A 14,189-nucleotide genomic window follows, 5' to 3' on the forward strand; every position below is an offset into this window, starting at 1 on the left:
GAACGGGTTTTTGGCCTTGGTTCGGGAAACAAAGCGCGTCGGCAGAATGCGCATGGGGTAGCAAATGGCAGGCATGGCAATCGGGCGAATTCTTGTTGTTTCCGCGCTGGCAACGGCGCTGGCCGGATGTCAAAGCGGCATGGGCCCTTTCGCCTCGCGCTCCAAGGGGGCTGCCACGGCGGGCAGCGCAACGGCTGCGGGCACCGGCAAATCGGTCAAACTGGTGGACCGCGATGTTGAGGCACCGCAGGTGTTTCAGGTCACCGACACCGCACTTTGGGACGGGCGGCCTTCGCTTGGTGGCGTCTGGGTCGCCTCGCCCGATGTCAAAGACCCGGAGCGGGTGATCCTGCGCAATCCAGCCAATGGCAAGTTCGTGATCGGCGGTCTGTTCCGGCGCGAGCGTGACAATCCGGGGCCAAAGCTGCAAATCTCGTCCGATGCCGCCGATGCGCTTGGAATGCTGGCCGGGCAGCCCGGCAAGATCTCGGTCACGGCGCTGCGGCGCGAAGAGGCGGCGACCGCCGCACCCGACGCAACGAAGCCGATCCTCGATTCCTCGGAAACCGTCGCAACCGAAGCGATTGCTCCACCGCCCGGTGCCAAGCCCGGCACGCCCCCGGTTGCGGCACCCGTTGCAGCACCCGCGCCCAAGGGCAAACCTGTCGCGGCCCCGCCCCCGGCGGCGAAACCCGCGGCCCCGGCACCTGCGGCCAAGGGCGGCCTGATCCAGATCGGGTTCTTTTCGGTCGAGGCGAATGCCAAGCGCGCGGTTGACCAATTGGCCAAAGCCGGGGTCAGCGCCAGCATCCGCGAAGAAAAGACCCAAGGCAAAAGCTCTTGGTCGGTCACAGCGCGCGGCGATGCCGCATCCTTGGCCAAGGCCAAATCGGCGGGCTTCAAGGACGCCTACCTGCTGAAACGCTGACAGAAACCCTGACGGACGCCCTATGACACGCCATCTTTGCACCCTGTTCGTTGCCTTTCTGGCGTTGGCCCTGCCGGCCCGCGCCTTTGAAACCAAGGCCACCCACGCCTGGGTTTACGACATGACGACGAACACCGTGCTTTTGGACAAGGCGGGGGAGGACTCGGTTCCGCCTGCCTCCATGTCAAAGCTCATGACAATCGAAATGCTGTTCGAGGCGGTCCAGGATGGCCGCGTGCAGATGGACACCACCTTTGGCGTCTCGGCTCATGCGGTCAGTTTTACGGCCGCTGGCGGGTCCACCATGTATCTGCAACAGGGCGACCGGCCCACGGTGCAGGAACTGATCCACGGCATGATCATCAACTCTGGCAATGATGCCTGCGTTGTTGTGGCCGAGGGGCTGGAGGGGTCTGAACCCGAATTCGCCCGCAAGATGACCGAACGTGGTCTGGCCCTTGGGCTGGAGCAATCCACCTTTGCCAATGCCAGCGGCTGGCCCGATCCCGGCCAGCGGATGAGCATGAAGGATCTGGGCCTGCTGGCGGTTCATATCATCAACACCTACCCCGATCTTTACACCGTCTTTGGCCAAACCGAATTCAACTACAAAAACCGCGCGCCGGCCAATGCCAACAATCGTAACCCCTTGCTAAAGCTGGGGATTGGGGCCGATGGCCTGAAAACCGGCCATACTGAAGAGGCCGGGTTTGGCCTTGTAGGCTCGGTCAAGCAAGGCGAGCGGCGGATCGTGTTCGCGGTCTCTGGCATGGCCAGCGACAAAGAGCGGGCAGAAGAGGCAGAGCGCATTGCCTCTTGGGCGTTTCGCCAGTTCGCGCTGAAAACCGTGGCCAAGCAAGGCGAGCGGCTGGCCGAGGCCCGCGTGTTCATGGGCGAGGCTGCAACCGTCGGTCTGGTGCCTGCGCAGGACGTGCGCCTGCTGATCCCGGCGGCCAGCAAGGCGGGCCTTGCCGCCGAGGTGGTCTATACCGGCCCGATCAAGGCGCCGGTCGCCAAGGGGGCCACGCTGGCAGAGCTGGTCATCACCATGCCCGACATGCCCGAACACCGCATTCCTCTGGTGGCAGAGGCGGATGTGCCGATGGGCGGCTTTGTCACCCGGCTGCAAACCGCCATCGGGCATTTGCAGGCGACCTATCTGGGCACGGCACCGGCAAGCTGATGCGGGGCAAGCGAATGGTGCGGCCCGGCCTGTTCCTGACATTCGAAGGCATTGACGGATCGGGCAAATCCACTCAGGCCCGCCTCTTGGCCGACGCCTTGCGTGCGGCGGGCCACGAGGTTGTGCTGACGCGCGAACCCGGCGGCAGCGCCGGAGCAGAGGAAATCCGCCGTCTGGTGCTGGAAGGGCATACGGATCGCTGGTCGGCCGAAACCGAACTGCTGCTGTTCAACGCCGCCCGGCGCGACCATCTGGAAAAGACCATCCTGCCTGCCATAGCGCGTGGCTCGGTGGTGATCTGCGACCGTTTCGCCGATTCCAGCCGGATTTATCAGGGCCTGACCCGCGGCGATCTGCGCGCCAAGGTGGATGCGCTGCATGATCTGATGATCGGGATCGAACCCGACCTGACCTTTCTGATCGACATTGCCGCCGCCGAAGGGCTGGCCCGCGCCACCGCCCGCCCCGGCAAGGAACTGCGGTTCGAAGGCATGGGCCTTGGCTTGCAGGAAAAGGCGCGAGCGGGGTTTCTGGCACTGGCCGACCGCTTTCCGGCCCGGTTCCGCGTGGTTGATGGTGCGCGCAGCCCCGATGCGGTGGCTGTGGATGTGCTGGCGCTGGCCACCGCCGCGCTGGCCGGTCAGGCGCCTGGATGAGCGACGACATCCCCGAACCCGACCGTATCGAGGGCGCACCCCATCCGCGCCACACGCCGCATCTGTTTGGCCAACCGCATGTCGAGGCGCTTTTCCTGAAGGCGTTCAACACCGCCCGCCTGCATCACGGCTGGCTGATCACCGGCCCGCGCGGCGTGGGCAAGGCCACGCTGGCCTGGAAGATCGCGCGCTTTCTGCTGGCCACGCCAGAGGACGAGGGCATGTTCGCCCCCCCGCCCCCTGAAACGCTGGACGTACCCGATGGCCCGGTGCCGCGCCGCCTTGCCGCCCTGTCCGAACCGCGCCTGTTCCTGCTGCGCCGCCCCTATGACGAAAAGGGCGGGCGGCTGAAACAGGACATCACGGTGGATGAGGTGCGCAAGATGAAGAATTTCTTCGCGCTGTCTGCCGCCGATGGCGGTCGCCGGGTGGCCATTGTGGATTCGGTCGATGAGATGAATTCCTCGGCCGCCAACGCCTTGCTGAAACTGCTGGAAGAACCGCCGCCGAAGGTGACGCTGCTGTTGATCTCGCATCAACCCGCGCGGCTGTTGCCCACCATCCGCAGCCGCTGCCGCGACTTGCGGCTTGGCCCATTGTCGCCTGCCGATCTGTCGGATGCCCTGACGCAAGCGGGAGGCGCGGTTGAACCGGAACAGCGCGCGGCGCTGGCCGAACTGGCGGGCGGTTCGGTGGGCGAGGCGTTCCGCATGACCAACACCGAAGGGCTGGCGCTTTATGCCCGCGTGGTCGAATTGTTTGCCACCCTGCCCCGGATGGACCGGCCCCGCGCATTGGCGCTGGCCGAGGCCGGGGCCGCGCGCGGGGCCGAGGCGACGTTTGAGCTGATCGTCACCCTGATCGACCTGTTTCTGGCCCGCCTTGCTCGCGCGGGCACCCTTGGCCAGACCCCACCAGAGGCCGCCCCCGGCGAGGCCGCGCTGATCGCGCGCCTGTCGCCCGATCCTTGGGCAGCGCGGCATTGGGCCGATCTTGCGCAGACACTTGGCCTGCGGGCGCGGCGCGGCAAGGCAGTCAACCTTGACCCTGCCGCCCTTCTCATGGATATGGTTCTGCGGCTGGACGAGACGGCGAAAGCCCTGTCGGCCCCGGCCTGAAACAGTGGCCTTATGGCTGGCCCCGACCGGGGGTTTCACCCCCCCGAGATCATTGGTTCTTGAACCAATGGCGAAACAATGATCTCACCCGTGGGATATTTGGGCCAATGTGAATGGGGCAAAGACGAGCGGACCGATGACCGAGATGCCCTTTGAACTTGTTGACAGCCATTGCCATCTGGATTTCGCCGATTTCAATGATGAATTGCCCGAGGTGATCGCTCGTGCGCGCGCCGCCGGTGTGGCGCGGATGGTGACGATCTGCACCCGGCTGAAGAACCTGCCCCGTGTGCAAGAGATTGTGGCGGCGCATGACGGCATCTTTTATGCCGCCGGAATCCATCCGATGAGCGTGACGGAAGAGCCGCCCGTGACGGTAGAGGATCTGGTATCGCTGGCCCGGCATCCGAAGATGGTGGGTATCGGCGAGACCGGGCTGGATTACCACTATACCCCCGACAGCAAGCCGGTGCAGCAGGCCAGCCTGCGGGTGCATATTCAGGCGGCGCAGGAAACCGGGCTACCGCTGATCATCCATGCCCGCGACGCCGATAACGACATGGCGGCGATATTGGCCGAGGGCATGGCGCAGCGCCCCTATTCCTGCGTCATGCACTGTTTTTCCTCGGGCGAGGGGCTGGCGCGGGCCGCGTTGGAGATGGGATTTTACCTGTCGATGTCGGGGATTGCCGCCTTTCCGAAAAGCGGGGCCTTGCGTGATATCTTTGCCACGGCACCGCTGGACCGCATTCTGCTGGAGACAGACAGCCCCTATCTGGCCCCTCCGCCCCATCGCGGGCGCCGGAACGAACCGGCCTATACCGCCTTTACCGCCAAAGTGGGCGCACAGGTCTTTGGCGTGACCGAGGCCGAGTTTGCTGCCGCCACCACCGCCAATTTCGACCGCCTGTTCACCAAGGCCGCAGCCTTTGGCGGGGGCACCTGACCATGGCGACCCTGCGCTTTACCATTCTGGGCTGCGGGTCGTCCGGCGGGGTGCCACGGCTGGGGGGCGACTGGGGCGATTGCGATCCGGCGAACCCCAAGAACCGCCGCCGCCGCTGTTCGATGCTGATAGAGCGCGAGACCACCGAGGGCGTGACCCGGGTGCTGATCGACACCTCGCCCGACATGCGTGACCAGCTTTTGGATGCGGGCGTGGGAGAACTGGACGGCGTGGTTTTCACCCATTCCCATGCCGATCATACCCATGGCATTGATGATCTGCGGCAGGTCGTGTTCAACATCCGCCAGCGGTTGGCGGTCTGGGCCGACGGGCCCACGCAGGATGCGCTGATCTCTCGCTTTGGCTATGCCTTCATTCAGCCGGAAAACAGCCCCTATCCGCCGATCCTTGACCTGCATGGCATCAATGGCCCGGTCGAGGTTGCGGGCGCGGGCGGCGTGGTGCGCCTGATCCCGTTCAAGGCGGATCATGGCAGCATGGAGGCCCTTGGCTTTCGGATCGGCGGGCTGGCCTATCTGCCCGATGCAGTGGCAATCCCGGAAGAAAGCTGGGCCACCTTGCAGGGCCTTGATGTCTGGGTGGTCGATGCCTTGCGTCGCAAGCCCCACCCCACGCATGCCCATCTGGCGATGACGCTGGGCTGGATTGACCGGGCGCAGCCTGCACAGGCGGTGCTGACCAACATGCACCTTGATATGGATTACGAAACCCTGCGCGCCGAACTGCCCCCCCATATCCGCCCGGCGCATGACGGGATGGTGCTGACCTTCGACAACGCGCCATGAGTGCGCTGATCGACGTCATTCTGCCGGTCTTTCTGGTGATCGGGTTCGGCTATGCCGCCGCGCGCTGGCTGGGGTTTACCGAAGCGGCGGTCGATGGGCTGATGCGGTTCGCCCAAAGTTTCGCGGTGCCTTGCCTGCTGTTCAAATCCATTGCCGGGCTGGAAATGTCGATCGGGGCCGAAAGCGGGCTGTTCCTGTCATTCTATATCGGGGCATTTTCCTGCTATTTCCTTGGCTATCTGGGTGCGCGCCACATCTTTGGCCGCCCGCCAGAGGATGCCGTGGCCATCGGCTTTGCCTGCCTGTTTTCCAACTCTCTGCTCTTGGGTGTGCCGATCACCGAGCGCGCCTATGGCGAGGCGGCACTGTCGGGCAACTTCTCGATCATCGCGCTACATTCGCCGATGTTCTACACCTTTGGCATCATCATGATGGAACTGGCGCGGTCTCGCGGGCGGCTGAAACAGCCGGCTGCGCTGGCCGGGCAGATCGGCAAGGGGATTTTGCGTCAGCCCATGGTGCTGGGCGTGCTGTCCGGGGTGGCGTTCAATGTGTTGAACCTGCCGGTGCCGGGAATTCTGGGCGGGGCGGTTGACCTGCTGGCGCGGGCGGCGGTTCCGGCATCCCTGTTCGGGTTGGGCGGCGTGCTGCTGCGCTATCGGCCAGAGGGCGACATGAAAACCATCGCCATGGTCTGCGGCCTGTCGATTCTGGTGCATCCGGCGATTACCTATGGCCTTGGTCGCTGGGTGTTTGATCTGAACATCAACCAGATGCGGTCGGCGGTGCTGACATCTTCAATGGCACCGGGGGTGAATGCCTATCTGTTCGCTCATCTTTACGGCGTGGCGAAACGGGTCAATGCCTCTGCCGTACTGATTGCCACGGCGCTCTCGATGCTGACGATCTGGGGCTGGCTGCACGTCCTGCCCTGACGAAACAGGGCGGGGGTTTCACACCCCCGCACCCCCGTGGGATATTTGCAGAAGGGGAAGTTGCAGAGGTTAACGGAACCCTTTGGCGTGAAAGATGAAGCCGAGGAAATTCAGCAAGACCTGCGCCGCCAGAACCGATGTCACCTGCCCCGCGTCATAATCTGGTGCCACCTCGACCAAATCCATGCCCACCACCTGATGCGCCTGCGCGACGTGCTGAAGCAGCTCCAGCACCTCGTAATACAGGAACCCGCCATGGCTGGGCGTGCCGGTGCCGGGTGCGATGGACGGGCAAAAGCCGTCAATATCCAGCGTCACATAAACCCGCGCACCGGCCGGAATGCGGGCCGCCACGCCTGCGGGGCCAAGCGCCCGGAACTGGCGAACCGACAGAATATCAGACCCCATCGCACGGGCCGCCTCATACCCGTCCCGCGCGGTGGAGGAGACGTTGCGAATGCCGACCTGCGTCAGCCCGCTCACATAGTCTTTTTCCGCCGCCCGGCGCATCGGGCTGCCATGGCCGACGCGAACCCCGTGACGTTCATCGACAAAATCCAGATGAGCGTCGATTTGCAGGATGTGAATCGGCCCCTGCCCGGCAAAGGCCTCGATACAGGGAATGTTCACCGAATGATCGCCGCCGATCACCACCGGCAGCGCGCCCGCCTTCAGCATCGCCTCTACCCCGGCGCGGATGTTCGCGTGGCTTTTGGCCGTATCGGTATGCACGATGTCGGCATCGCCGATATCCACGATCCGCACCGATTGCGGCAGATAGGTCGCGTCATCCTCGTGATCGTAAGCCCCGGCATGGCCAAAGCTGAACAGGGTCGATGCCTCTCTCACGCCGCGCGGGCCAAACCGCGCGCCAGCGCGGAACTGGGTGCCGAAATCGAAGGGCGCACCCATCACGGCCACCTCCGCCTCGATCCGGCCCCAGTCGGCGACATAGGGCCGCTTGCCAAAGGTCGCGATGCCGACGAAGGGCAGGTTCAGCCGCCCCGTCTCGTAGCTGTTGGCCATGGTTACCTCGGCGTCACGCCACGCAGCCGTTCCGACCGGCGGCGCAGCAGTTCGACCGTGGCCAGCAGCATCACCGAGATGATCACAAGGATCGTCGCCACCGCCAGAATGGCCGGGCTGATCGCCTCTCGGATGCCATTGAACATCTGGCGCGGAATGGTTTGCTGTTCGGGCCCGGCGATGAACAGCACCGCCACCACCTCGTCAAACGAGGTGACAAAGGCGAACAGCGCACCAGAGATGATCCCCGGCAGGATCAGCGGCATCACCACCTTGAAGAAGGTCACGCGCGGATTGGCCCCCATCGAATGCGCCGCCCGGATCAACGACTGGTCGAACCCAGACAACGTGGCGGTCACGGTGATGATGACGAACGGAATGCCCAGAACCGCATGGGCGATGATCACGCCCAGATAGGAATTCGCCAGACAGCCCTTGTTCGACAGCATCCAGCCAAAGATCGCGCCCATCGCACTGTCAGGTGCAACACAGGCCTTGGCGTAGAAAAAGCTCATCCCGACCGCGATGATGATGATCGGCACGATCATCGGCGAAATCAGGACCGCCATAATCATGCGCCGTCCCGGCATTTCCGGCCGCGACAGGCCAAGGGCCGCAATGGTGCCCAGCGTGGTGGCCATGATCGTGGCCCACAGACCCACCCAGAACGAGTTCTTGGCGGCCTGAATCCAGGTCGAATGCTCCCACGCGAGTTTCCACCAGGTGCCGTCACGCGGCCCCTCGGGTACGGGATGGCCCAGCGTCAGCAGCGTGTCATACCAGCGCAGCGAATAGCCCGCCGGGTCGAAATGCAGCATTTTGTCGGTAAAGCTGAAGTAGGCATCCGAGGTGAAAGACAGCGGAATGACCACCAGGATCGGCCCGATCAAGAACAGGAAGATCAGGACGCAGATCGCGATATAGGCATAGTGCCAAACACGTTCCAGCGGCGAGGCATAGATGGGAAGGGCCATGGGTGTCGTCTCCTCAGCCCAGCTTCAGTCGGTCGATGCCGATCAGCCGGTCATAAAGCCAGTACAGGACAAGGATGGCAGCCAGCAGCATCGCGGCCAGCGCGGCAGCCAGAGACCAGTTCGATTTGGTCATGTGAAAGCTGATCAGGTTAGAGATCAGCTGCCCGTCGGCGCCGCCCACCAGCGCGGGGGTAATGTAGTAGCCGACCGCCAGAATGAAGACCAGCAGCGACCCGGCGGCTATGCCCGGCAGGGTCTGGGGCACATAGATGCGGCGGAAGGTGGTCCAGCTGGTGGCGCCAAGGCTGCGCGACGCGCGGGCATAGCTGGGCGGAATGACCCGCATCACCGAATACAGCGGCAGGATCATGAAGGGCAGCAGCACATGGGTCATCGCCACGATGGTGCCGGTCATGTTGTACATTGCCTGCAATCGGTTGTCGTCTGAAAGGATGCCTGCCCAGACCAGCAGGTCATTGACGATCCCCTGCTCCTGCAACAGCGCAATCCAGGCCGTCGTACGCACCAGAAGCGATGTCCAGAACGGCAGAAGCACCAGAATCATCAGCAAGGACGATTTCGACATCGGCAGCACGGCCAGCAGATGCGCCACAGGGAAGGCCAGCAGCAGACAGATCACCGTGATCGCGCCCGAGACGAGGAAGGTCTTGAAGAACAGATACAGATAGATCCGGTCCTGATCGGCGCCCCGTGCCCAGCCAGTGTCACCCAGCTTGCGGTCGGTCGCGACCTGATAAAACTCGGTCGTATAGGGGCTGGAGGCGGCTTCCATCGCGCGCCACAGCCGCGGCATTCCCCATTCAGGATCAAGGGCCAGCAGCGCCTCTTTATAGGGCGGCTGCAAATCTTTGGCGGCGCGAGCACCGGCCTTGAACAGGCTGATCGTGCCCGGCACGGTATAGTTGATGCGCGTACCCGCCATGCCGGTGGTCTTGTCTTTCTGCATCAGCGCAAGATCGCTGACCAGTGCGGCATAGGCCTCTTCCGGCGGGTTGGCGGGGTCGAATCCGGGTTGTTGCTTGAACCAAGCCGACAGGCTGGGCGCAGAGCCCGAAAAGCCGTCATGCTCTAACGAGCGTTTCAGCATATAGCCGATGGGGATCAGGAAGGTCAGCAGCACGAACAGCAAAAGCGGCAGCACCAGCAGGAAGGCGCGGCGTTTGGCTCGGGCTTGGGCAGTGGCCAGCGCGGCCTTGAGCGGGCGACCATCAGATGTGGTCAGCAGGGTCGTGGCAGCTTCGGCCATCCCGGAATCCTTTCGTAAGGTCCGGGCGCGGAAAACCCGCGCCCGGAAGTCACATACCCTAAAGTCGCTGGGCCAGTGGCCGGATTACTTGGTCAGCCAGGCCTGGAAACGCTCGTTCAGTTCGGAGTCATGATCGACCCAGAAGTCCGACGAGGTCAGCAGCGAGTTGGTCATGTTGGCCGGGTTGGTCGGCAGGTTCGGACCCATTTCGGTCTTGCCGTCGGTGTACATGATCGGATCGACGTTCGCCGACTTGCGCGGCGGACCGTAGGAGATGTGCGAGGCTTGCGCGCGCAGACCTTCTGTCGAGGTGGCGTATTTGATGAAGTCCATCGCCAGATCCTTGTTCGGCGCGCCCTTCGGAACGACGTACATTTCGTTTTCATAGATCTGGCCATCCCAGACGATCTGGAACGGTTTGCCTTCGCCGACAGCGGCACCGAAGATACGGCCGTTATAGGCGGTGGTCATCGACACTTCGCCGTCAGCCAGCAGTTGCGGCGCCTGGGCACCGGCTTCCCACCAGACGACATCCTTCTTGATGGTGTCCAGCTTGGCGAAGGCGCGGTCGATGCCTTCGGGGGTCGCGAGGGTGGTATAGACATCGGCCGGCGCAACGCCGTCAGCCATCAGCGCGAATTCCAGAACGGCCTTTGCGCCCTTCTTCAGGCCACGCTTGCCGGGGAACTTGGCCAGATCGAAGAAATCGGCCGCAGTTTTCGGTGCGGCATCGGCCGCAAACTTGGTGGTGTCATAGGCGTAGACGTTCGCCCAGATGTCGGTCGAAACGCCACACTCGGTGACAGCACCGGGGAAGAAGTCATCGGTCGCAGCCGTACCATCGGGGGCCGGAGCCAGCTTGGAGGCGTCGATGGTTTCCAGCACGCCTTCGTCGCACAGGCGGATCGCGTCGGCATATTCAACCGAAGCCACGTCAACCGTGACGTTGCCAGCCTCGACCATCGCCTTGATCGGCTGGGCTGGGTTATCGGCATCGACCATCACAGCCGCGTTGCCGGTGGCCGCAGCCCAAGGCTTTACATGGGCTTCGGTCTGCGCGGCACCATAGGCACCGCCCCACGACATCACCGTCACGTCAGCGCGGGCGATGCCCGACACGGCGCACAGCGCGGTGGAAAGGATGAGAATTTTTTTCATTGTATACTCCCGGTTGGTTTTTTGGTTGGTTTTCGGTCTTTACTGCGTGATGTGACCCGCAGCCCCCGCCGAGGGGATTTCACATCGGATCAAGCGCGCGGGCGTCCAGCGGATGCCAGCCCACCTTGATCTTTTCTCCGGCCGACAGCTTGGTCTGGCCTAGCGTGTTGCGCATTTTCATAACGAAATCGTCAGACCCCGCGACTCGCAGCACTGCACGCAGGATGTCGCCCATATAGATGACCTCAATCACCTCGGCGTCCAGCGTATGAGCACCTTCGGGCATCATCGAGGGCTTGAACTCCACCCGCTCGGGCCGAATCGAGACCAGCGTCTTCTGGCCCTTTTCCTTGACGTTCACCGCCGTGGCGTCGATCAGCTCTCCGGTTGCCAGACGCACCAGCGCCTTGTCACCGTTCAGCTCTTCAATCGTGCCGGGCAGCTTGTTGTTCTCGCCGATGAACTGGGCGACAAAGCTGTTTTCGGGGCGCTCATACAGATCGGCGGGCGGTGCCAGTTGCTGGATGCGGCCATCGTTGAACACCGCGACACGGTCGCTCATCGTCAGGGCCTCGCCCTGGTCGTGGGTGACGTAAACCACCGTGATGCCAAGCGATTCGTGCAGGTGCTTGATTTCGAACTGCATGTGTTCGCGCAACTGCTTGTCCAGCGCGCCCAAAGGTTCGTCCATCAAGACCAGCGCCGGATCGAACACCAGCGCACGGGCCAGGGCGATGCGCTGCTGCTGACCGCCTGAAAGCTGGGCCGGACGGCGGTTGATGAAATTACCCATCTGAACCATGTCCAACGCGCGCTTAACCTTGGCCTCGCGCTCGTCCTTGCCCATACCGCGCACTTCCAGCGGGAAAGACAGATTCTCGCCCACTGTCATGTGGGGGAACAGCGCGTAATTCTGGAACACCATGCCGATGCCGCGCTTGTGGGGCGGCACCTGGTTGATCGGGCGCTTGTCCAGCAGGATCTCGCCGTTGGTGGCGGTCTCGAACCCGGCCAGCATCATCAGGCAGGTGGTCTTCCCCGACCCCGAGGGCCCCAGCATCGTCAGAAACTCGCCCTTGCCGATCGAAAGGTTCAGATCCTTTACGACCAGCGAGACGCCATCATAGCTTTTTTGCACATGCTGAAATTCGACGTATGCGTCGCCAGGCCCGTTTTGTGCCAAACCCAAGTTCTCCCTGTCTGTCTGGTGGCGTTGCTCGCCACTCTTCCCTGTGACTAAAGCGGCTGCTGCCGGGGTTGGCAACGCCCATGTACGTTTCCGACTGTTCGCATATGAAACGCGTCACAATCGGGCATTTTGCGCCGCGTTTGCCGCTCATAGCGGCATCGCGTCAATCGAATCGGCAGGCCGGCACAGGTGTTAGCGCCGGACAACCTGACGTTACGGAACCCATCCGCATAGAGCGCGCGCAAAGGGCCGAAACTGCCTTGCTAAATTGCGCCACGACGGTGCTTTCCGCCCCAGCTTCGCAGCCGGTCTTGGCATGTTGGTATACCGGAATACCATCTGTCAATCAGGAAGATGTCCCCGGCAAGAATCCCGCGCTTGCCCTGCGCAAGACAGCCCAAAAAACGATCATCCGCAATATCGACCGCACTGATAGCATGTCATGTGTATTCGGGGGCTGGCATGGCCAGAAACAGGGACCTGAGTGGTGCGGATGAAAGGACTCGAACCTTCACTCCGGTTAAGGAACAGCGACCTCAACGCTGCGCGTCTACCAATTCCGCCACATCCGCACACTCTGGCCCCCATGGGCAGTGCCCTTGAGGTGGCGGCTATGTAGCGACTGATCCGTGCGAAGAAAAGGGGGATTCTGTCGCCCGTTGCAAACCGCCTCGCGTCGCGCCACATGTCAGACAGAAGACGGAGGCGCAGATGCACCAGGAACCGGAATGGCAGACCCTGCCGGGGCTCTCGCCCTATGCCGAAACCCTTGCCGCGATGGAAGACCGCGCCACCGCGATTGCCGAGGGCCGCGCGCCAGAGGCGATCTGGCTGTTGGAACATCCCCCCCTTTACACCGCAGGCACCAGCGCCAAACCCGCTGACCTGACCGACCCCGGCCGCTTTCCGGTCTTCAACGTGGGGCGCGGCGGGCAATATACCTATCACGGGCCGGGGCAACGGGTGGTCTATGTCATGCTTGATGTCGGCAAGCGCGGGCGCGATGTGCGCTGTTTTGTGCGCGATCTGGAGAACTGGGTGATTGCCGCGCTGGCCGAATTCAACGTGACCGGGCAGATTCGCCCTGGTCGGGTCGGCGTCTGGGTTGAACGCCCCGACAAGCCCCGTTTGCCAGATGGCAGCCTGCGCGAAGACAAGATCGCTGCCCTTGGCATCAAGCTGCGCCGCTGGGTCAGCTTTCATGGCATCTCGATCAACGTCGAACCCGATCTGTCGCATTTCGATGGCATCGTGCCCTGCGGCATCCGCGACCATGGCGTGACCAGCCTGGTTGATCTGGGCCTGCCCGTCACCATGGCCGATCTTGACGCCGCACTGGCTGCGACATTTGAGCAGAGTGTCGCCGGTCAATCCGCCCTTTGTATGCCTTGAATTTGCATATCATAAATATCAATCATCCCTTGTGAAACGCGCGAGGGCGACTCGTCGGGCCATGCCCCCACGAGCGCATAGCAAGAGGTGAACATGAACAAGATTTCTCTGACGGTCCTGCTCTGCGGTCTGACCGTCGCCGCCCCTGCCCTTGCCGGCGATCCGGCCGCAGGTGAAAAAGGCTTCAACAAGTGCAAGGCCTGCCATTCGATCACGGCGGCCGACGGCACCGCCATTGTCAAGGGCGGCAAGACCGGCCCGAACCTGTTCGGCGTCATCGGCCGCGCGGCTGGCTCTGAGGCCGGGTTCAACTATGGCGAGGGCCTGAAAGAGCTGGGCGGCACCGGCCTTGTCTGGGACGAGGCCACGCTGGCGACCTATGTCACCGACCCGACCGCCTTTGTGAAGGAAAAGACTGGCGATGCTGCGGCCAAATCAAACATGACCTTCAAACTGGCCAAGGGCGGCGAGGACATCGCGGCCTTCCTTGCCACGAAAAAATGACCTGCCCCACGTCAGGGTAATTGAAAGGGCGGCTCCCTCCGGGCTGCCCTTTTTCCTTTGCAAGCAAGGCACCCCGGCCTGCGACACCTTTTCTTGATCTGGATCAA

14 protein-coding genes, 1 tRNA gene and 1 pseudogene are annotated in these 14,189 nt (G+C 63.0%); 10 read left to right on the forward strand and 6 right to left on the reverse strand.

Features of this window, described 5'->3' with window-relative positions; all coding sequences use genetic code 11:
- Nucleotides 1-64: 64 nt before the first annotated feature.
- The 7 genes from JI744_RS11105 to JI744_RS11135 all read left to right on the forward strand — a co-directional run bounded on the left by JI744_RS11105 (nucleotide 65) and on the right by JI744_RS11135 (nucleotide 6,572).
- Complete coding sequence (locus JI744_RS11105; RefSeq protein WP_202660773.1) at nucleotides 65-928, forward strand: SPOR domain-containing protein; 864 nt, start codon at nucleotides 65-67, stop codon at nucleotides 926-928.
- 22 nt (nucleotides 929-950) lie between these two features.
- Entirely contained in the window at nucleotides 951-2,111 is a 1,161-nt protein-coding gene (locus tag JI744_RS11110; protein ID WP_202660775.1) for a D-alanyl-D-alanine carboxypeptidase family protein, read from the forward strand.
- 14 nt (nucleotides 2,112-2,125) lie between these two features.
- Nucleotides 2,126-2,767, forward strand: coding sequence for a dTMP kinase (gene tmk, locus JI744_RS11115; protein ID WP_202660777.1), 642 nt, complete (start codon nucleotides 2,126-2,128; stop codon nucleotides 2,765-2,767).
- Nucleotides 2,764-3,885, forward strand: a complete 1,122-nt coding sequence (locus tag JI744_RS11120; protein ID WP_202660779.1) for a DNA polymerase III subunit delta' — start codon at nucleotides 2,764-2,766, stop codon at nucleotides 3,883-3,885. Before tmk ends, JI744_RS11120 begins: the two co-directional genes overlap by 4 nt.
- A 136-nt stretch (nucleotides 3,886-4,021) precedes the next feature.
- Nucleotides 4,022-4,831, forward strand: coding sequence for a TatD family hydrolase (locus tag JI744_RS11125; protein ID WP_202660781.1), 810 nt, complete (start codon nucleotides 4,022-4,024; stop codon nucleotides 4,829-4,831).
- A 2-nt stretch (nucleotides 4,832-4,833) separates the two neighbouring features.
- Nucleotides 4,834-5,637: an MBL fold metallo-hydrolase gene (locus JI744_RS11130; protein WP_202660783.1), complete on the forward strand. Its 804-nt coding sequence runs from the start codon at nucleotides 4,834-4,836 to the stop codon at nucleotides 5,635-5,637.
- A complete protein-coding gene (locus tag JI744_RS11135) occupies nucleotides 5,634-6,572 on the forward strand; it encodes an AEC family transporter (protein ID WP_202660785.1) in 939 nt (312 codons plus the stop codon). The genes JI744_RS11130 and JI744_RS11135 overlap by 4 nt, the downstream gene beginning before the upstream one ends.
- Nucleotides 6,573-6,641: 69 nt before the next feature.
- Here the strand turns inward: JI744_RS11135 and speB are convergent, their stop codons facing one another.
- The 5 genes from speB to JI744_RS11160 all read right to left on the reverse strand — a co-directional run bounded on the left by speB (nucleotide 6,642) and on the right by JI744_RS11160 (nucleotide 12,180).
- Complete coding sequence (gene speB, locus JI744_RS11140) at nucleotides 6,642-7,598, reverse strand: agmatinase (protein WP_202660787.1); 957 nt, start codon at nucleotides 7,596-7,598, stop codon at nucleotides 6,642-6,644.
- A gap of 2 nt (nucleotides 7,599-7,600) precedes the next feature.
- A complete protein-coding gene (locus JI744_RS11145) occupies nucleotides 7,601-8,572 on the reverse strand; it encodes an ABC transporter permease (protein ID WP_202660789.1) in 972 nt (323 codons plus the stop codon).
- 13 nt (nucleotides 8,573-8,585) lie between these two features.
- On the reverse strand, nucleotides 8,586-9,839 hold the full coding sequence (locus tag JI744_RS11150; RefSeq protein ID WP_202660790.1) for an ABC transporter permease: 1,254 nt from the start codon (nucleotides 9,837-9,839) through the stop codon (nucleotides 8,586-8,588).
- A gap of 84 nt (nucleotides 9,840-9,923) precedes the next feature.
- On the reverse strand, nucleotides 9,924-10,997 hold the full coding sequence (locus JI744_RS11155; RefSeq protein WP_202660791.1) for an ABC transporter substrate-binding protein: 1,074 nt from the start codon (nucleotides 10,995-10,997) through the stop codon (nucleotides 9,924-9,926).
- Nucleotides 10,998-11,076: 79 nt separating this feature from the next.
- The gene (locus tag JI744_RS11160; protein WP_202660792.1) at nucleotides 11,077-12,180 is read right to left on the reverse strand and encodes an ABC transporter ATP-binding protein; all 1,104 of its coding nucleotides are present in this window, start codon (nucleotides 12,178-12,180) and stop codon (nucleotides 11,077-11,079) included.
- 110 nt (nucleotides 12,181-12,290) lie between these two features.
- Between JI744_RS11160 and JI744_RS11165 the strand changes: the two genes are divergently transcribed.
- Nucleotides 12,291-12,683: a hypothetical protein gene (locus JI744_RS11165; RefSeq protein ID WP_202660793.1), complete on the forward strand. Its 393-nt coding sequence runs from the start codon at nucleotides 12,291-12,293 to the stop codon at nucleotides 12,681-12,683.
- Here JI744_RS11165 and JI744_RS11170 read toward each other — a convergent pair.
- Nucleotides 12,672-12,758: transfer RNA gene (locus tag JI744_RS11170), tRNA-Leu, on the reverse strand. The genes JI744_RS11165 and JI744_RS11170 overlap by 12 nt on opposite strands.
- A gap of 115 nt (nucleotides 12,759-12,873) precedes the next feature.
- On the opposite strand from JI744_RS11170, the pseudogene lipB reads away from it, so the two are divergent.
- Both lipB and JI744_RS11180 read left to right on the forward strand, forming a co-directional pair.
- Nucleotides 12,874-13,578: pseudogene (gene lipB, locus JI744_RS11175) on the forward strand (lipoyl(octanoyl) transferase LipB); the annotation flags it as partial.
- 93 nt (nucleotides 13,579-13,671) lie between these two features.
- On the forward strand, nucleotides 13,672-14,082 hold the full coding sequence (locus tag JI744_RS11180; RefSeq protein ID WP_202660795.1) for a c-type cytochrome: 411 nt from the start codon (nucleotides 13,672-13,674) through the stop codon (nucleotides 14,080-14,082).
- Nucleotides 14,083-14,189 lie beyond the last annotated feature (107 nt).

Origin of the sequence: Fuscibacter oryzae (genome assembly GCF_016765795.1) — a bacterium.
Taxonomy (GTDB): Bacteria; Pseudomonadota; Alphaproteobacteria; order Rhodobacterales; family Rhodobacteraceae; genus Fuscibacter; species Fuscibacter oryzae.